18 protein-coding genes and 1 pseudogene are annotated in these 18,575 nt (G+C 53.6%); 10 read left to right on the top strand and 9 right to left on the bottom strand.

Going from position 1 to position 18,575, the window contains the following annotated elements; genetic code table 11:
- The first annotated feature begins 121 nt into the window (after nucleotides 1-121).
- From ASQ50_RS15040 to ASQ50_RS15025, 4 genes are all read left to right on the top strand, one after another.
- Nucleotides 122-1,543: a mannose-1-phosphate guanylyltransferase/mannose-6-phosphate isomerase gene (locus ASQ50_RS15040; RefSeq protein WP_058090096.1), complete on the top strand. Its 1,422-nt coding sequence runs from the start codon at nucleotides 122-124 to the stop codon at nucleotides 1,541-1,543.
- 175 nt (nucleotides 1,544-1,718) lie between these two features.
- Nucleotides 1,719-2,225 carry a sulfatase-like hydrolase/transferase gene (locus ASQ50_RS15035; protein ID WP_058090055.1) on the top strand — a complete coding sequence of 169 codons (507 nt, stop codon included), beginning with the start codon at nucleotides 1,719-1,721 and terminating at the stop codon, nucleotides 2,223-2,225.
- Between the two features lie 42 nt (nucleotides 2,226-2,267).
- A complete protein-coding gene (locus ASQ50_RS15030; protein ID WP_264754022.1) occupies nucleotides 2,268-3,098 on the top strand; it encodes a glycosyltransferase family 2 protein in 831 nt (276 codons plus the stop codon).
- A complete protein-coding gene (locus ASQ50_RS15025; RefSeq protein ID WP_058090053.1) occupies nucleotides 3,095-4,009 on the top strand; it encodes a glycosyltransferase family 2 protein in 915 nt (304 codons plus the stop codon). The genes ASQ50_RS15030 and ASQ50_RS15025 overlap by 4 nt, the downstream gene beginning before the upstream one ends.
- On the opposite strand, the gene ASQ50_RS15020 is transcribed toward ASQ50_RS15025, so the two are convergent.
- Genes ASQ50_RS15020 through ASQ50_RS14995 form a run of 6 tightly spaced genes read right to left on the bottom strand, consistent with a single transcriptional unit; the run spans nucleotide 4,006 to nucleotide 9,616 of the window.
- Entirely contained in the window at nucleotides 4,006-4,734 is a 729-nt protein-coding gene (locus ASQ50_RS15020) for a glycosyltransferase family 32 protein (protein ID WP_156510026.1), read from the bottom strand. The two genes, ASQ50_RS15025 and ASQ50_RS15020, sit on opposite strands and share 4 nt — an antisense overlap.
- Before the next feature lie 35 nt (nucleotides 4,735-4,769).
- Nucleotides 4,770-5,543, bottom strand: a complete 774-nt coding sequence (locus ASQ50_RS15015; protein ID WP_082888500.1) for a glycosyltransferase family 25 protein — start codon at nucleotides 5,541-5,543, stop codon at nucleotides 4,770-4,772.
- Between the two features lie 35 nt (nucleotides 5,544-5,578).
- A complete protein-coding gene (locus ASQ50_RS15010; RefSeq protein WP_058090050.1) occupies nucleotides 5,579-6,493 on the bottom strand; it encodes a glycosyltransferase family 2 protein in 915 nt (304 codons plus the stop codon).
- Complete coding sequence (locus tag ASQ50_RS15005) at nucleotides 6,483-7,745, bottom strand: O-antigen ligase family protein (RefSeq protein WP_197492696.1); 1,263 nt, start codon at nucleotides 7,743-7,745, stop codon at nucleotides 6,483-6,485. Before ASQ50_RS15005 ends, ASQ50_RS15010 begins: the two co-directional genes overlap by 11 nt.
- Nucleotides 7,746-7,769: 24 nt before the next feature.
- On the bottom strand, nucleotides 7,770-8,720 hold the full coding sequence (locus ASQ50_RS15000; RefSeq protein WP_058090048.1) for a DUF6492 family protein: 951 nt from the start codon (nucleotides 8,718-8,720) through the stop codon (nucleotides 7,770-7,772).
- Nucleotides 8,717-9,616 (bottom strand): glycosyltransferase family A protein, encoded by a 900-nt coding sequence (locus tag ASQ50_RS14995; protein WP_058090047.1) that lies wholly within the window; start codon nucleotides 9,614-9,616, stop codon nucleotides 8,717-8,719. The genes ASQ50_RS15000 and ASQ50_RS14995 overlap by 4 nt, the downstream gene beginning before the upstream one ends.
- Nucleotides 9,617-9,777: 161 nt before the next feature.
- On the opposite strand from ASQ50_RS14995, the gene ASQ50_RS14990 reads away from it, so the two are divergent.
- A complete protein-coding gene (locus tag ASQ50_RS14990; protein WP_156510025.1) occupies nucleotides 9,778-10,656 on the top strand; it encodes a lysophospholipid acyltransferase family protein in 879 nt (292 codons plus the stop codon).
- On the opposite strand, the gene ASQ50_RS14985 is transcribed toward ASQ50_RS14990, so the two are convergent.
- The 3 genes from ASQ50_RS14985 to glnE form a co-directional block, all read right to left on the bottom strand.
- Complete coding sequence (locus ASQ50_RS14985) at nucleotides 10,650-11,402, bottom strand: 3-deoxy-D-manno-octulosonic acid kinase (protein WP_156510024.1); 753 nt, start codon at nucleotides 11,400-11,402, stop codon at nucleotides 10,650-10,652. The genes ASQ50_RS14990 and ASQ50_RS14985 overlap by 7 nt on opposite strands.
- The gene (locus tag ASQ50_RS14980; RefSeq protein ID WP_058090044.1) at nucleotides 11,381-12,304 is read right to left on the bottom strand and encodes a branched-chain amino acid transaminase; all 924 of its coding nucleotides are present in this window, start codon (nucleotides 12,302-12,304) and stop codon (nucleotides 11,381-11,383) included. Before ASQ50_RS14980 ends, ASQ50_RS14985 begins: the two co-directional genes overlap by 22 nt.
- A gap of 78 nt (nucleotides 12,305-12,382) precedes the next feature.
- Nucleotides 12,383-15,289, bottom strand: a complete 2,907-nt coding sequence (gene glnE, locus ASQ50_RS14975; RefSeq protein WP_058090043.1) for a bifunctional [glutamate--ammonia ligase]-adenylyl-L-tyrosine phosphorylase/[glutamate--ammonia-ligase] adenylyltransferase — start codon at nucleotides 15,287-15,289, stop codon at nucleotides 12,383-12,385.
- 80 nt (nucleotides 15,290-15,369) lie between these two features.
- Between glnE and ASQ50_RS14970 the strand changes: the two genes are divergently transcribed.
- The 5 genes and pseudogenes from ASQ50_RS14970 (at nucleotide 15,370) to ASQ50_RS14950 (ending at nucleotide 18,523) form a co-directional block, all read left to right on the top strand.
- Nucleotides 15,370-16,539 carry a potassium channel protein gene (locus tag ASQ50_RS14970; protein WP_058090042.1) on the top strand — a complete coding sequence of 390 codons (1,170 nt, stop codon included), beginning with the start codon at nucleotides 15,370-15,372 and terminating at the stop codon, nucleotides 16,537-16,539.
- Nucleotides 16,540-16,547: 8 nt separating this feature from the next.
- Nucleotides 16,548-16,820, top strand: a pseudogene (locus tag ASQ50_RS21825) (magnesium transporter MgtE N-terminal domain-containing protein); the annotation flags it as partial.
- 40 nt (nucleotides 16,821-16,860) lie between these two features.
- Entirely contained in the window at nucleotides 16,861-17,283 is a 423-nt protein-coding gene (locus ASQ50_RS21495) for a CBS domain-containing protein (RefSeq protein WP_058090040.1), read from the top strand.
- Nucleotides 17,284-17,354: 71 nt separating this feature from the next.
- Entirely contained in the window at nucleotides 17,355-17,600 is a 246-nt protein-coding gene (locus ASQ50_RS21490) for a magnesium transporter (RefSeq protein WP_058090039.1), read from the top strand.
- Between the two features lie 194 nt (nucleotides 17,601-17,794).
- Nucleotides 17,795-18,523, top strand: coding sequence for a TorF family putative porin (locus ASQ50_RS14950; protein WP_058090038.1), 729 nt, complete (start codon nucleotides 17,795-17,797; stop codon nucleotides 18,521-18,523).
- Nucleotides 18,524-18,575 lie beyond the last annotated feature (52 nt).

Below are 18,575 nucleotides of genomic sequence, written 5' to 3'. Positions count from 1 at the left end.
AATAATGCCTGTAAGGTTGATTCCACTCAGACCGAAACACTACAGAGCGAAAACTCTTGTGATAGTATTTTGCGAATTATAAGGGCCAATGCTGACCGAAACCTTCGTTTGGAGCAATTACATGATTCATCCCGTCATTATGGCCGGAGGCACCGGCTCTCGCCTTTGGCCGCTGTCCAGGCAACTGAACCCAAAACAGTTTCTGAAACTGACGGATGATCGTTTGTCCATGCTGCAACTCACGGTTACCCGACTGGACGGTATGGAGTCAGCAGATCCGTTATTGATATGCAACGAAGAACATCGCTTTCTCGCTGCAGAACAAATGCGCCAGGCAGGCTATAAAGATGCGCGAATCATCCTGGAACCATGCGGGCGCAACACCGCGCCAGCCATTGCTCTGGCTGCCCTGCAACTTACCAAAGCTGTTGGTGACGACTCTGCCGACCCGCTAATGCTGGTGCTTGCGGCTGACCACCTGATCCAGGATGTCACCGCCTTTCAGCAAGGTATACAAAAAGCGGTTCCGCTGGCGCAACAAGGCAATCTTGTCACCTTCGGAATTGTGCCAAGCCATGCCGAAACCGGTTACGGCTACATTCAGCAAGGTCAGGCACTCGAATCAGGTAGCTACAGCGTTAACCGGTTTGTTGAAAAACCCGTCCTGGATACTGCCCAGGGCTACTTTGCTTCTGGCGACTACCTCTGGAACAGCGGTATGTTCATGTTCGGTGCGCGTCAATATCTCGCGGAGCTCCAGAAGTATCGCCCGGAGATTCTCGCCATCTGCCAGGCGGCGGTAGATGACGCCAATGAAGACCTCCACTTCACCCGTATTAACGAGAGCATATTTGGGGAGTGCCCGGAGGACTCTATTGATTACGCGGTCATGGAAAAAACCAGCAACGCCGTAGTAGTCTCGCTGGATGCAGGCTGGAGCGACATTGGCTCATGGTCTGCACTCTGGGAAGTGTCAGAGAAAGACACCAACGGCAACAGCTTTGGCGGCGATGTCATCGCTCACGATACCGAGAGCACCCTGGTGAGGGCAGAAAGCCGACTGGTTGCAACCGTCGGGGTAAAGGATCTGGTGATCATCGAAACTAAAGATGCCCTGCTGGTCGCCCATAAAGACAAAGTTCAGGACGTTAAAAAGGTGGTCGAGCGCATCAAAGGCGATGGGCGACACGAACATCTGAATCACCGGGAGGTTTACCGTCCCTGGGGCGTTTACGACTCCATCGACAACGGCAAGCGCTTTCAAGTAAAACGCATCACCGTTAAACCAGGCGCCAAGCTTTCGGTACAGATGCATCACCACCGGGCTGAACACTGGATTGTCGTTAGTGGCACGGCCAAAGTCACCAATGGGGAAAAAACCTACCTGGTGACCGAAAACCAGTCTACCTACATTCCGGTAGGCCAGATCCACTCACTGGAAAATCCCGGCGTGATCGATCTTGACCTAATCGAAGTGCAGTCTGGCTCTTACCTCGGTGAAGATGACATCGTTCGACTCGAAGATGTTTACGGCAGAGGCTAACGCAACTTTGCACATACATTGATTGCCAAGGGAAGAGGCGCGCGTTAGCGGAAAGCACTGACTTAGCTACCTAACAAAAAATCGGTAATATCGGGCTTTTGGTATGCCACCCCATAAATTACCGGAGTTCGAGACACCATGCGCCGTATCAATCATTCCACGCAAAGAGCGGCCTGTGGACAATTTGATCGGCCGCGTTCTTGACGACCTTATGAGCCGAGACCTGCTTGATGACACCGTCGTTATGATTACCGGCGACCACGGCCAGGAGTTTAACGACTATGGGAAAAATTACTGGGGACATGGCAGCAACTTCGGCGACTATCAGCTTAGGGTGCCAATGGTGGTACACTGGCCCGGCAAACCGGCACAACGAATTGATTACAGAACCGAGAATTTCGATATAGCCCCAACGCTTATGGGTGACTTGCTGGGTTGTCAGAGCCCAGACCCAAGCCATTACGCAACCGGAAATGGCTTGTTCGAACCTCAAGAACGTCCATGGAGCATAGCCCATAGTTATATGGACTATGCGCTTTTGACGAAAGAGCTCGCCGTCGTTACCCATGCTTCTGGTAATGTTGATGTGGTAAGCCGGAGTTTGGAACCGGTCCGGAATTATGAGCTCAAGCCCTCTATAGCCCTTCGGGTTCTGGAGGAGTTATCTCGGTTTTATGAATAACTGTCATATCAAGGTACGCGAACACTACTTATGAAGCTTTCTGTGATCATCAGCACCTACAACTCACCTGAGTGGCTAGAAAAAGTCCTGTGGGGATACAGCGCACAAACCCATAAGGATTTTGAGATCATCATTGCTGATGATGGTTCAAAAGATGAAACACGTCAGCTTATTGATCGCATGAGAGATGAAACCGGTCTCACGATAACCCATGTATGGCAGGAGGATGACGGTTTTCAGAAGTGCCGAATCCTGAATAAGGCGGTACTCAAAGCTCAGGCAGAATATCTGGTATTCACCGATGGCGACTGTATTCCTCGCAAAGACTTTCTTGAGGTACATGCAACCGAAGCTGCGCCTGGCTATTACCTGTCAGGCGGCTACCACAAGCTGCCCATGGAGACGAGCAAAGCGATAACGCGTGAAGACATTCTGGCCGGGCGGTGTTTCGAACTCGAATGGCTCAAAGCGCATGGACTTGGTTCCACGTACAAGAACAGCAAGCTAACTGCTCGTGGCTGGAAGGCCCGATTGTTCAACACCCTAACCCCAACACGCTGCCGCTTCAAAGGCTCCAATGGATCGGTGTGGAAAAAAGATGTGCTTGCAGTTAACGGCTTTGATGAAACCATGGCCTATGGCGGTGAAGACAGAGAATTTGGAGTTCGGTTGGTTAATCTGGGCATCAAACCGAAACATGTGAGGTATAACGCAATTGTTATTCATCTCGATCATGCAAGGGGGTATGTTGATCCTGATACTGTCAGGGCGAACAAGGAGCACAGAATCCGAGTTGAAAACCAAGGCATCACTCAAACGCCACATGGTATCAATTTACACATCAGCGAGCCCCGAAAAGGAGCCATCTCTTGATATTTTTCGTTTTCTCCTACAATCGCGGGCCTCACCTACGGAACTGTGTCGAATCAATTGAAATCTGCGCCCCGAAACATCGCATCATAATCTATGACGACGCCAGCAATGATCCTGAGACTATTCAGATTCTTGGCGAGATTGCGGAAAAGCACGAAGTGCGCACCAGAGATGATAAAAAATCCGGCGACCAGCACGGGGCTCTCTATACGAACATGCAGAGAGCTGTTGACTCCTTGGAAGAAGTCACACTGATATGCTTTCTCCAGGATGATACGCAGCTAATACGACCTATTGATGATCAGGATCTGGAATTTCTGAACAACCAGTTTGACCAATTCCCGAATGCAGGATTTCTTGCACCCGTCTTCCAGAAACGAATTACTCGTCAGCGGACGCTGGATCGATTTATATATCGCGATGATCGTGACGTTTACGTCTGCGAGCACCGCAGCAATAAACAAGTGGCAGGCGTTTACTATTCCGACATCTCCGTAACCAGGAGCGACCGTTTGCGTTCAGTTGACTGGAAATTTGTGCCGGGGGAATTTGAGAACGAACAACAGGCAAAACAGAATTTCCTGGAAATGGGTTACCTTTTTGCACCGTTTGCTATGTGGCTACCCAATCCGCCTGCTTACCGAAACAAGAAAAAAAGCTTCACATTCCGGCTTGCTGAAATCGTCAATAAGGCGGGTTTTTATCCCTTCAACATAATGGATGAGTCAGCAATACAAAGGTTGCGTAGCAGGCCAACAGATCAGGTTCCAATCGCGGAAGACTTCCTGACAGTGAGAGTAAAAGGCCTTAAATCACCATGGATTTATGATCCCTTAAGGCGGTATCGGCTTCTCCGAAAACTGGCGAAAATCGAGGCTTTCATCAAGCAAATCCGGCAAAATTTAGATTAGCGCCCCAAGCGCTCTCGTGCCATGGCGATCAATGATTCTGCAGTTTCTTGATTTAACTTTAGCTCTTGATAACCGTTAGGCCGACTACTTGCAAATAGTTGGTCGCAGAAGACAGGTCCCGATCCTCTATAGGTTTCTCCGCTTAGATGCCTCGGGCAAAAAAAATGGCTTGGAAGAACCGTTAAGTCACTATAACCCATTTCTCGAACCGTCTCGGTCAAAACTCTCGGACCAACGGTTTTCCAAGCAGCAACTGGTTTATGTTTCAACTTGTACCAGACAAACTTGCTTGCCAAGTACTTGCTGGAAAGGAACTTTTCCAGTAGTTGCCCAATCAATCGATCACCAGGGCGGGAGGCAAAATAACCGTTAGCAATTAGGCCCGGCGAAATCAGTTCATTTTCCCAGCACGCAAATGCGGTGCAATCAAACAACCAGTCTGGCAAAGGAGAAAGGGCTATTGAATCAGCATCCAGAGCAAAACCTCCCTCATTAAAAAGTATTTCCCATCGCATCAAGTCTGCCACGCCGAAAAGCTGCCCTGTTTTCCACATCGCATCCATGTGTCGTTTGGTTCGCCATGGAAATTCATCGTATTCCCGATTCCCCCACACTTTCAATGAAAATTCGGGATTCAATGACCGCCACGTTTCAAAACAGGCATCTGGGCGACGACTTTCATCACCCACCCAAATAAAGTGAAAGCATTTTGGAATATAAGACAATTCAAACCACCTACTCGGCCATGCCAAGCCTGCCGCTAAGATTTCTTCTGGCCCAAATTCAGCGATTTCCTGAATTTGAAATTATGAATCTCCCTACGAATTTTCCCCTTGATCAAATACCAACGCCAGCGAAGCCGCATCAAACCTTTTCTCAAGTCTCTGGTATTAAAGCCGGTGTCGATAGCAGACTCAAATTCCGGGTTGTTGGTCACGCACGCTTGCTCAACACCAAAGCATTCGACACCGTTGTCCCAAAACTGATCCATTTCAATATCAACTGGCTCGGCCCAGGTGTCCGCGTACTGTAAAAATTTTCTTGCTGCAGAAGGCCTTAAAAAGTATCCGGTGGCGCTTTTATGCCCCCTGAGAAACTTGCAAACCGTTACGCCGTTTTGATCAAAGACTCTTAACCTTTCCGTGTTCCTGGATCTGCTGTCAAACAGCCTGACACACTCAATAGTCTCTGGAAGAGCTGGGCAAACACCGAGAAACCGCAGAAATGATTCCTCAAAAATTTGTGCGTCATCCTCCAGAACAATGATCGGCTTGTTGGACTCAGAGCAGCGCTGCCACACCAGATAGTGACTGGCATAGCAGCCCAAATGTCCTGCAGTAAGCGGAATTTCTCCAATACGCTTCGCCTTCCGTGCATCGAACCTTGAAAACAGCTCATGTCCTTTCTTGCCATCCACAGCATCGAAGAAGCGAAAGTCTACGCCCAGGTGCGAAAACTGTGCCTTAATCGCTTCTCGGCGCTCAACCGCCCTGAGAAGGCTGATGACAATTATTTCAGGCTGATCATTCATCATACTATTCCTAAAGAGAAACTAACCCGCGCCAAAAACTAGTGCTTAAACCATCGCCTAAGAGCAACCTCAAGATTGTTGAGCTGCTTATAAAACCGCAATCCCGTTAATGGATTATAGGTCCAGGGCTTGGGTGGATCTTTGGGAGTACACTCAAGAAATTCCTCGGCCACGGGCAACTTTTGGTCGGGTACAGATCTGATTTCTTTTGCCCGCCCCTCAGACCAAATCCGAAATGGATAGAAACCCACACGCTTCTTACGCTCTGCGAGCTTCAGTCCCAAGGTTTTATTCTTTCCCCGATATGCAGGAACTTCAGGCAGCCACATTGCGAAAGGCAGCCACATGTACGCCATCATCCCGAAAAGCGACTTTGCCTGTTGGTCATTGGCAGGTTCGGACTGCTTGAATTGCCAGCCTGCCCCGATAAGTCTCTCCGGACGAAAAACAACCAGATCAGAGTAGTGGATACCTGCACTCTGCCCCGTGTCCTTCCTGAAGAAAAATTCGGCTGATGGCCCCTGTAATGGTGTTATCGGCCGTTTCGTCAGGTCGACACCTCGAATGAAGCAAGGATGAATAAACCCAAGACCTTCCGTATCGTCAAACAGCTTATCCAGAGAGGTCAATTCTTCTGGCGATATAGGTCGAACAACTTGCGTATCATCCTGAAGAAAACAAACAAGGCGACGACTCTGAAACCGTGTAAGCGCCGAGTTCATATTATGATAGAGACCGCCATGCTTAATGCTGCCCTCTTTCTCCGGTTTGATTACCTCACAGGCGTCCGAAATAGTGTTCAGATACTCGCAGGTTTCGGAGTCAGTGCTGTTGTCATCAAAAATGGCAATGTCTGCGTCCGGGATGCATCGTAGAATCGACTCAACACAATTTCGGAGAAATTTCCCTCGATTGAACGAAAAGATACACACGGCTATTCGGTTATTGGACATAAGCCTCCCCAGCCCTGTTATGTTTCTTAACCCCAGCATGAGCAGAACAGGCCCATGACCACACAAAAACCAAAGGAAGCCAACCAATCAACCAGATTGGGTGCATCGAAATCAGCAAGGTGTATTCATCCGTGAAGGTGAGCATCACAAAGAGTGCAAGAAGCGCCAACAAATGCATTTTTACCAGGGGACTGATTGGCGCCTTAATAGCCCAAAGCGCCGGCAATCCCAATAAGGCAAGCTGGAATGCAACGCCAATAAAACCCGTTTCAGCCCAAACCCCAAGCCAGATATTGTGCGGATGGGATATATCAAGCCCCAAAGGTTCAAGAAACTGACGCGAGGCATCCATCAACTTGAAGTCCATTCCCGCACCGTTGCCAAACCAGAGAGACTCGGGCGGGTAAGATGCGTAAGCCTCCCAAATATCAAAGCGATGTGCATCGCCTCTCTTGAATAGTTGTTCAACCAAGAGTTCAAATCCCACGAGTGACTGAACACTTACTACGATTAGGGCTCCCGCAAAGACAACACAAAATGCGGTTAGGTGCGGGCGGAATCTGGCCCCGAGGACAAAAACAAAAAACGTCAAATAGGCGCACATTGTCAGAATGGGAGCCCGACTTTTGGTCATTATCACAAAGACGCAGGTAGCAACGATCACCAGAACAGCGAAAAACACTTCGGCGGGCTGTATTGGCTCATTTCTATGCAACAAGATAAACAAGCCAATTGCCATGAGCACAATCGCTATCGACGCACCTTGAATAGGATGCTCCAACATACCCAAACCACTCGTCCGCAAGCCCCCAAACTCAGGCAACGGAAGAGTTGCCAGGCCTGCCAGAGAACCGAGTAGTGCCGCACACAAAAATACATATCCCCATACCTTTCTGTAACGAACGATACTGGACATCCACAGGCGAAATGCGAGCATGCCAAAGGCCGCTTCAACGCCCCAACGTGACGCCTGCCAGTCATCCTTAACAGGACCATTCCCCACAAACCATGTAGAAACAGACATATAGGTACAGAAAAGGACGAAAACAGCGATAAACGGCTCTTTCAGATCAACCAGATCCCGCCTCTGCAAAGCCAGGTATGCGGTGAGAGGTAAGATCAAAGCGTGAAAAAAGGTTCTGAATACCACCTCAGGCGCAGATACGCTTAAGAAAAGCCAGATACCGAACAGAAACCCCAATCGACCAAACCATACAGCCGTCATTTCACGGTCACTTGAAACCTGTCCCATGTCTACAACACCCTGCATAGGTCGTCAGCCCGCCTGCAATTGACGAATCAAAGGATCTATATAAGCACTGGGCGCCCAACTCTCTCGCCCACTAGCCTGCGAATGAATCGTAATGTAGTGCACGCCTAGATCCCCACGCATCGAGGTCACCGCGTGAATAACCTTTTCAGGATCGCTGGTATCAAATATGTAACGACTTGATACTGGGTTACGCCATTCGACCTCACTGGCGTCGCACTGACACGCCAGAAACGCTTTGTAGTAGCCGAATTCGGACCACCTTCTCGGAGGTTGATCCAGAAGCACCTGCCACCAACGTTTTCTGCTACCCCTCTCCAGAAAATTCAGGGCCGCACGCAAAAGCCTCTGATCAAAAACAAAAGGCGTGTCAAAATAGACGTTAACCTTTCGGTCAGCGTTGACGGCCCCTGCCATTGCCTCTGAAACTGCCACCCAGTTAGCCACCTTCCCCTTCAAGTCAGTTCGGGATTTCCAGTCAGCAAAGCACACTGACCCTGAAGTCGATACAAAATCATCGACTTGCGCACCCGGCGTAACGTACACATCCGAATCAATGATCACAGCCAGATCACAATCAAGCTCACTCGCCAGCTTCAACTTGCACAGTTGCTGGGTATGCCACCCGGTATAGGATGGCCATATTGGCCACGAAATGAGGCGTTTCAGGCTCCCAAAAATCTTGGTCAGGCCCCGCCCAAACCTTGAAGAAAGGTTTCGGGCCCTAACGCGGATTGCTTCGACCTCGGGAGGCAAAACGTCTTGCGTCGACAGAAGGTGCAAACCGGGTGTGTCGGCAAACTCTCGGAACAGTTCGAGATCTTCATGCTGAACCACCACATAGTGTGGCAGGTGGTTCAAACCGGACTGCTCAAGCGAAGCTCGCATCAATCGGAAATGCTCGAAATCACCAGCCCACGTCGGTGTAATCAGAACCGTTCTCTGGAGGCGACTCATGAGGGGTTGCCCTGCTTCCGATCCCGCCACCAAGACTGCCAAACCCGTAGCCTGGTCCTGAGTTTACTCCGAGCTTCATTGCCGGAATATCGGCCTTTGGCAACGTGGCGAATCCTGTAAACACCAGGAATCTGAATGGGCACGCCCTGGCTCTGCAGTAACCACCGGAAGGCTCGGTCTTCGTGGCACTTGGCGAAGTTTTCTACCGGCTGTTGATACAACCCGATGTTTCGGCAATAGCCCACGGCTCGACACACATCACCATGGGCAATCTGAAGCGGGCCGGTGGCTTTGGCGATGTTTCTGGTGGTGAAGGAACCGATATCGATATCAAGCACTTGCGGCTCCATGGTACCCGCTTGCAACAGGGGGTTATCCTCGGCCAACAAGTCGGTTGTGTGCTCTTGTTCGGGAAACAGCAAGGCGTCCTGGCGGCCCTGAAGTGCCGCAGCGAGAGCATCTAAACAACCATCACGAAACATGAGATCACAATCCGTAAACCACACCCAGTCGGCGGTCGTAGCAAGTGCTGCCCGGTTACGGCCAATGCCGCGACGGAATAGTTCCTGTTTCGCGATTGGCTGCCAGTTCCAAGTAATACCGGGAGCCACTTGGTCACCAAAAAAGGCAAGGAGTTCGGCAGTTTTCTTGTCCTCCGGAGTGTAAAAAACCGTCATGGTGACATCCAGCTCTTTTGGCGGGAACAGCACCAGAGAGCTCAGTTGGTAAACCAGAAAATGGGAATAGTTCCAGCAATGGCTGACCACCTCCAGTTTGAGGTGGCCGGTGCGCGCAGCTCGCTTGTCCTTTGGCGGCAGGTCAGGCTCGAACCACCGTGCAGGAATCCAGCCACCGGCTGCAAACCGGAAAAAGGCGAGTTTAATAAGGTTCCACATAGTTCGGGCCCGGGCAACGTCATGTAAAAACCCGCGAATTCTATCATGGCCAAGCTTCAAAAGCCGACAACCGTGCTGTTACAAAGCGTCAATCACCTTGTGCGGTGTTGGTGACAATGTTACTTTTTCGGCCCTGTTTCTACCTCAAATGGAAAGATTTCGTGACTGGCAAGCTCATCAAAGTCGTTTTTCGCCTGCTGTCTTTGCTGGGCCTGCGCAATGCTCAGAGCCTGGGCAGGCTTCTCGGCAGTCTTGCCTGGAAACTTGAGGGGCGCTCGGTCGAAACCACCCGCAAAAACCTTCGAGCCTGTTATCCGGATCTTTCGGAGGAAGCGATTGAAGCAATGGGCCGCGAGAGCCTGCGTGAAACCGGCGCAACCGCGCTGGAGCTTCCAATAATGTGGGAGTGGCCCGTCGAGCGCTGCCTCGGCTTGATCCGCGAGATTGAAGGGGAAGAGCTACTCGCTGATTATCAATCTGGCAAACAAGGCCTGCTGTTACTGGCACCGCATTTGGGCAACTGGGAGCTCACCGGACTGTTCTTTGCGTCACGTTACAAGATGGCGGCACTTTACAGCCCGCCAAACCAGGCCGGCTTCGAAGAGTACATGAAAGCGGTACGCAGTCGCAGCGGGTCCGAACTGGTCGCGACTGACCGGCGCGGTATTATGCGGCTGTTCAGCATTCTTCGGGAAGGCGGAGTCGTCGGCATCCTGCCAGACCAGACACCACGAAAAGAAGGCGGCGAGTTCTCGCCATTTTTCGGCATCCCGACCATCACCATGACCCTGGCCTCCAAGCTGATTCACAAAACCGGTGCGAGACCCTTGGTCACCTATGCCCAACGATTGCCCGACGGAAAAGGCTTCAAAATGGTCATTCGAGAAGCCGAACCCGGGATGGCATCACAGGACATGCGTGAGTCGCTTACTGCTCTTAATCGCTCGGTTGAAAAGTGCATCGCCGATGTTCCGGCTCAATACCAATGGGAGTACAAACGTTTTCGCAGAACGGCTCCGGGCGAGACGCCGGTTTACTGACCTCCCCCTTCATAACCAGCCATAAACGCCTGCCATAAGCGGAGCCTTAAAGAATCATCTACGTCACCCAGGCATTTAGTGACAGAACGTTGCAACCGGCCGATGTTTTCTGCTTTCCAGCGGTCACCCTGCATTAGCGGCACGATTTTTCCGCGGTCAAAGTCAATCAGATACACCGCTCTCCCTGCCACCAGAATGTTCATGCAGTTCAGGTCCGCATGATAAACCCTTGCATCGTGGAAGCGCCGCACACAGCCCCCGGCTGCTTTCCAAACGCGCAAACAATCCGCGCCGGAGTAATCGGTTAGCGGCGCTGCTCCGGGAATCCGGCGAATGATGATGGAGGCACGATAAAACAGACTGGCCTGGCGCTGATAACCGGCGGCAACCGGTTCGGGAACGGGAAACCCCTGGCGATAAAGCTGATCAAGTAATCGAAACTCAGCAAAGGACCGAACGCGATCCTCTCCGGTATAGACATACTCGCTACGGATGAAGCGCCCCGGCAGGCCACCTCGGGAAAATTGCCTCAACACCAGGTCGCCCACCGGTGAGTGAACAAACCAGGCCGAGCCACGGCCGCCTTTTGTTACTGGAACTGCCCGTTCTGCCCAAAACTCCGGGTTAAACCACTGCTCGGAGAAATCCGCCACATACGAACGGGCCACCAGATTGACTCCGGTGGCCCCAACGTTTCTAACGTAGCCTTCCCTCATGGGAGCCTTTACCGAACCGGCGTCAGCCACTCAGAATGCTTATCCAACCTCCCCTTAACCGCATCAAAATACATACTCTGCAGCTTCTCGGTAATCGGCCCGCGCTTGCCTTCGCCAATCTGACGGCCATCCAGCTCGCGGATGGGCAGCACTTCGGCGGCGGTGCCGGTGAAGAAGGCTTCTTCGGCCACGTAGACTTCGTCACGGGTGATGCGACGCTCTTTCACCTGCAGGCCCAGGTCTTTGGCGAAGTCGATGATGGTTGCGCGGGTGATGCCTTCCAGGCAGGAGGTCAACTCCGGAGTGTGCAGCACGCCATCACGCACGATGAAGATGTTCTCGCCGGAGCCTTCAGCCACGTAGCCTTCGTTATCCAGCAGCAGAGCTTCTTCGGCACCGCCGGAGATGGCTTCGTTCAGGGCCAGCATGGAGTTGATGTAGTTGCCGTTGGCCTTTGCCTTACACATGGTGATGTTCACGTGGTGGCGGGTGTAGGACGAGGTGCGTACCTTGATACCCAACTCTTTGGCTTCCGGCGACATGTAGGACGGCCAGCTCCAGGCGGCAACCATCACGTGCACTTTCAGGTTGTCGGCACGCAGTCCCATGCCTTCGGAGCCCAGGAACGCCATGGGGCGCAGGTAGGCTTCATCGAGATTGTTTTCACGAACCGCGGCACGCTGGGCTTCGTTGATCTCATCCTTGCTGAACGGCATTTTCATGTTCAGGATGTGAGCGGAGCGGAACAGGCGGTCGGTGTGCTCTTTCAGGCGGAAAATCGCCGGGCCGTTCGCGGTGTTGTACGCACGCACGCCTTCAAAACAGCCCAGGCCGTAATGCAGGGTGTGGGTGAGGACGTGGGTCTTGGCATCACGCCAGGGAACCATTTCTCCGTCCAGCCAGATAACGCCATCGCGGTCAGCCATCGACATTCTGTTCTGCTCCTAAAAAAAGCGGTTTTTCGGGGAAACGGCATTCTAGCAGGATTCTCTGCCGGAATTGAATGTTGCTTAATCGGCGAGCATCACTTTTTGCCACATGGATTGTATGTAAGCCCGCTCCTCGGGAAAGGCGTCTCCCTCCACCTGGCTGTTCAGGTTCTGCAGGGCCCTCCGGTGGATGGTGGATCTCAGGGTTATGAACACCTCCCTGAGCCTTTCGGTATCTTCCACCACCATCACGCCGGCACGTCCCAGTTCTTCCATCTGCCGGATGTTGTCACTCCACTGGGTCAGTTCAGGGTGCTCGGCGCTCCAGGCCAACATCAGGTATTGCACCAGGAACTCGATATCAACAATGCCGCCGTTGTCGTGCTTGATGTGGAACACTTCTTCCCGCCGGGCCTCAGGCGTACCAAGATTGGCGCGCATTTTTTCCCGCATATCCACCACTTCCTTGCGCAATGCCTGCTTGTTTCGTGGCTGGCAAAGAATGTTGTGGCGAATGGTTTCAAAGGCTTTCAGGGTATCCGGGCAGCCGGCCACCCCACGGGCCCGGGCCAGGGCCTGGTGCTCCCAGGTCCAGGCATCGTTCTGCTGGTACTTTTCAAAGGCCTGCAAGGTGCTGACCAGCAACCCGGAATTGCCCGAAGGGCGCAGACGCATATCCACTTCGTACAACTGGCCGGACGGGGTCTGAGTGCTGAGGATGTGGACGATGCGCTGGCCGAGGCGGGTATAGAACACGGCATTGTCGATGGGCTTGTCGCCGTCGGTGGCCAGTTCCGGGTCTGCCTGGTGCACAAACACCAGATCCAGATCTGAGGTGTAACCCAATTCGATGCCGCCGAGCTTGCCATAGCCGATGATAGCGAAGTCGGTATCACAGGCGGAGCCATCAGCCCGGCGCGGATAGCCGTGCCGGCTCACCAGGTTTGCGAACGCCACATCCACCACGTGGTCCAGCACCACCTCGGCTATCCAGGTGAGGTAATCACTCACCTTCATCAACGGCAGGGTGCCTTTGATCTCAGAGGCAGCTACCCGCAGCACATGGGCCTTTTTGAAATACCGCAGCGATTCCATCTGCTCTTCCAGGTCTTCATAGGGAATCCGCAGCATTTGCTGGCGCAGGTCATCCTGCAATTCTTCCTTGGCGGGGGGCGTGTACAGGCTTTCGGCGTTCAGCAACTCGTCCAGCAACAGCGGGGTTTCCGCCAGCAGGCTGGCGATCCAGGGGCTATCGCTGCACAGGCGTACCAACTGTGTCAGGGCGCCGGGGTTCTCCATCAGGAGTACCATGTACGCCGTTCGGCGGAGGATTGCCTCCACCAGCTGAAGCACTCGTTCGAGCGTTTCAGAGGGATTCTCTACACCAGTGAGGGCACTTAACAGCAGTGGCATGAATTCATTCAGACGCCGGCGGCCCTGGGTTTGCAGCGTCTGGACGGTGCGGCTGTCACGCAGATCCGCCAGTTTCTGGACGCTGTCCTCAGGGCGCTCAAACCCCTGCTCCGAGAGCCACTCCACGGCAGCAGCCGCCTCCATTTCTGCAAGCCAGAGTTCGAACCAACCATCCTCAATGCCGGCTTCGCCCTCCTGCTCCTCTTCCTCCGAGGCAATGATATTGGAAAAATGTGTGGCCACACGCTCACGATGCTCTGTCAGGGCCTTCTGGCAGGCGGACCAATCCTCGTAACCCATGATCCGTGATATCCGAGCCAGAGAAAGTGCATCGTCGGGCAGCTCCTGGGTCTGCTTGTCTTCCATGCCCTGAAGGGCATGTTCCAGGTTTCTCAGGAACACATAGGCATCCCGAAGCTCCCGAACCACGGTGGAGGGCAGTAGTTCCAGCTCCTCCAGCTCTTTAAGGATCACCTGTAGTTCCCGCTGCTGCAGCTCCCGGTCCCTGCCGCCCCGAATCAGCTGAAACGCCTGCACCACAAACTCGATTTCACGGATGCCGCCGCTGCCCAGCTTGATGTTGTTTTCCAGCCCCTTGCGGCGCACTTCCCGGCTGATCATTGCCTTCATATTGCGCAGCGACTCAAAGGCACTGAAATCAATGTACTTCCGGTAAACGAAGGGCCGGAGGCTACTCATCAGCACCTCCCCTGCCCGCTGGTCGCCCGCCACTACCCGGGCTTTCACCATCGCGTAGCGTTCCCAGTCACGGCCCTGGTCCTGATAGTAGGTTTCCAGCGCTGCGAAACTCAGGGCCAGGGCGCCGCTCTGGCCGTAGGGACGCAGGCGCATATCCACACGGAACACAAAGCCGTCGGCGGTGATCTGGTCCAGCGCCTGGATCAGTTTTTGCCCCAGACGAATAAAGAACTGCTGGTTATCCAGGGCTCGCCGACCACCGCGCGTTTCGCCCTTGCCCGGGAAGGCGAAGATAAGATCAATATCAGAAGAGACGTTCAGTTCACGGCCGCCGAGTTTGCCCATGCCCAGCACCACCATTTTCTGGGGAGCTTCCTCACCGGTTACCGGGTCTTTGCCCCAGGGCGTTCCGGACTCTTCACAAGCCTGTTCGTACAGCCAATCCAGCGCGCCATCAATACAGGTATCGGCGAACGCACTGGTGGCGGCGATGGTTTCCTGAAGGTCCGCCCACTTAAGCAGATCCCGCCAGATAATCCGGAACTGGATCTCCCGCCGGAATTGCCTGAGTGCGGCGTGCAACGCCGGTTCAGAATCCACCGAGCCCAGGAAAGACGCCCAGCGCTCCGCCAGCCAGGATTCGGTGGTGGGTTCTTGCAGTGGCCGTGCCTGTACCGCCGAGCGAATCTGTTCAGAATGTCGCTCTATGGTTTGCCGCAAGAACAGGCTTCGGGCAAAGGCTTCGGCAATATCGGCTTCCGTCAGGTCTGCGTCATCGGTCAACCAGCTAGGAATCCCGTCCGGGAATATCGAAGCCCAACAACCTGACACATCGTTGGCCAGTTCCGCTGGCAGTGAACCCCAAGGCTCAGACATAACGCAAACCCCTGTCTCTCTGATATATTTCCGGTACTGTATAACGAACTCGCCAAGGACTGAACAGGCACGCCAACTCTATGATGCGCAATCGCCGCCCGCTGAATCCCGAACATACGCAGTCTCACCTGCCCATGGGCGGCCTGATCCGCAATCGTATGCGGCGGCTCTTTGCCATACTGGGCTGCTTGCTCATCACCCAGATACTGATTATCTGGGCGGCAGAGCCTCTGACGCTGTTCGAGGCAGCGTGGATGACCATGACCACGCTGGTTACCGTGGGCTACGGCGATTTCGCACCAGAAACCACCGTTGGCCGCCTGAGCACCATCCTGCTGATGTTTATCAGTGCCATCACGCTGCTGACGTTGATCGTCAGCGACTATATTGAATACCGGTTCTACCGCCGTGAACGAATCCTGACCGGACGCTGGATTTACAACATGAAAGATCACATCGTAATCATTAACACCCCACGAAGTGGCGGCGAGCAGTACTTTATGCGCTTTGCCTCCCAGATCCGCTCGGTACCCGAATACCACACGGTACCCATCATGCTGCTGACCCGTCAGTTCCCGGGTGGTTTACCTGCAGAACTGTCCGACTGCGGGATGGTCCATTTTCATGGCGCGGGCAACGATCCAGAAGCCCTGAAAGCGGTGCATGCCGGCAGCGCCAAACACATCATTGTGCTCGCCGCAGACGAATCTGATCCGTTCTCAGACAGCCTGACCTTCGATATCGCCCACAGGTTGGTGGAATCCAACCTGGGGGGCCGAACAACGGTGGAATGCGTGAGTGATCACAATCGCGACCGGTTCAAAACACTTGGGGTACGCACCACCATCCGTCCGGTTCGCACCTACCCTGAGATCATGGTTCGTGCCGTGGTGGCACCGGGTTCCGAGAAGGTGCTGGAAGACATGTTCAATTACGAACGCGACCATCCTCACCGCTATGATCTGGAGTTGGACGACCTGGTCTGGGCAGACATCGTCAGCGCACTCGTGCGCCACGGCATTGGCACTGCCCTGGCGTATATCGATCACGACAATGAAGTGATTTGCCACCCTCCCACCAATGAAGAGGTCGAGGGCAAGGGACTGATTGTGCTGGTCCGATCAACAGACACTCCATCTGTATCTGTGGTTGAGGAGGCCCTGGACCGGTACCGGGAATTCCTCAAGCAGTGGCGAGACCTGCACAATCACAACGAGCAGACAGCCGAAACAATGACACCAAAAGAGTAAGGTAACGAATGTCATACCTGGACTCCGAATTCTATCAGCCCCTCTTTGAGGCCATCGCGACCGATGATCAGGCGCAGATTCAGGCTGCGGCCGCCACGTTCAATGCCGCCGACCTCGCGGAGTTTGTAGAGGAACATCCGGATAACGGAGAAGGCGTTCGCCTGCTCCGGGCCCTGACAACGGAACACAGCGCCAAGGTATTCGGATACATCGGCCTCAACACCCAAACGTTGATTGCCGAACTCCTGCCCACCCGGGATCTGGCTGAGCTGGTAACCGCCATGCCCTCGGATGAGCGGGCCGACTTCTTCAACCTGCTGGATGAGAACCGCCAGCACCGACACTCCCCAGGAAGAAGTGGCCCGACTGATATCACGCTACGACTTGCTGGCACTGCCAATCCTGGATCAGGACGAACGGCTGGTGGGCATCGTCACCTACGATGACGCCATGGACGTAGCGGAAGAAGAAGCCACCGAAGACATCCACAAAGGAGCCACGGTGGGCAAACTGGAAACCGGCCTGAGGGATGCAACACCCTTCTCGCTCTACCGCTCGCGGGTGCAATGGTTGGTGATTCTGGTGTTTGCCAACATCTTTACCGGCGCGGGTATCGCCTATTTTGAAGACATCATTTTCGAGCACATTGCCTTGCTGTTCTTCATGCCGCTTCTTGTCGCCAGCGCCGGTAATGCCGGGGGCACAGTCAGCCACGCTTATGGTACGGAGTATGGCTACCGGTGATGTCACAGTCGCCGACTGGGGGAAGTTGTTGGGCAAAGAAACCCTGGTAGCCAGTGCCCTGGGGGGTCACCATGGCTGCCGCCGTAATGGTGGTTGGCTTTATGAGGGCCGGGCCGGACATTGCCTTCGCGGTGGCGGTGACCATGATCGCTGTGGTGATGGTGGGCAGCCTCATTGGAATGCTGCTGCCTTTCCTACTGGATAAGCTGAAGTTTGACCCGGCTACGGCCAGTACACCGCTGATTACCACCATTGCCGATGTCAGCGGCGTGCTGATTTACTTCAGCGTGGCAACAGCGCTTCTGAGCCTGCCATAGCTGACGCACCACTCCGTGGTGCAATCTGGTGCAGCCGCAAAAACTGACGCCCAGACTTAGTGCACATTGGGACAACTCAGCAACCGCAATAACGGAGGATTCACGGATGCCTTTGATTTATAATAAGTTTCATTTATTGGCATCGACTGTGCTTAGTCAACCGTGAGTTAAACAATCGATCCAAGAGGTATCCGATGAAACGCAACGCATACAACCTGACTGCTTCGGTACTCACTGCTTCCCTGCTCGGGACGCTGGCCGTGCCAAGTATCGCCCACGCAGAATTGTCTGCAAATATTGGTGCCGTGAGCAACTACATGTTCCGGGGCCTCACCCAGACGGAAGGTGCCTCCGCTATTCAGGGCGGCGTTGACTACGAGGACGCAAGCGGGCTTTACGCCGGAACATGGGTTTCCACGATAGACTTTGGAGACGAGGCCACGCACGAACTGGATCTCTACTTTGGCTTCGCGGGCGACGTGGAGGGCATCGCGTATGATGTCGGCTACATCTACTACGCCTACACCGATGCCCCGGAAAACATCGATTTCGGTGAAATTTATGGCGAGATCGGGCTGGGTAACTTCGCCGTCGGTGTAGCATACACTGCTCATAGCGAAAACCAGGAAGACGTTTTCGATGAGGGCGACATCTACTACTACGGCTCTGCCTCGCTCCCACTGGCGAACGATTTCGCAGCGTCTTTCACCGTTGGCTACTATGATTTCGATGTTGATGGTAAGGCCGGCTTTGAAGATGCCAGTTACGTACACTACTCAGCCAGCCTTGCAAAGGATGCGAGCGAATTGGGCGAGTTCAGCCTTAACGTCGATTACGCGGACATCAGCAAAAGCGACTCTCCCTTCGGCAGCCCACGCGCTGACAAACCGCAGGTTTGGGTAGGCTGGACCAAATCGTTCTGACACGTTATCTGCCCGGATAACACAGGCAGTAGTGCAGAGAGGGGTCGGTTAT

The organism is Marinobacter sp. LQ44, assembly GCF_001447155.2.
Taxonomy (GTDB): Bacteria; Pseudomonadota; Gammaproteobacteria; order Pseudomonadales; family Oleiphilaceae; genus Marinobacter.
Note: the sequence above shows the minus strand (reverse complement) of the source record. Positions and strands in the feature narration are given on the sequence as shown.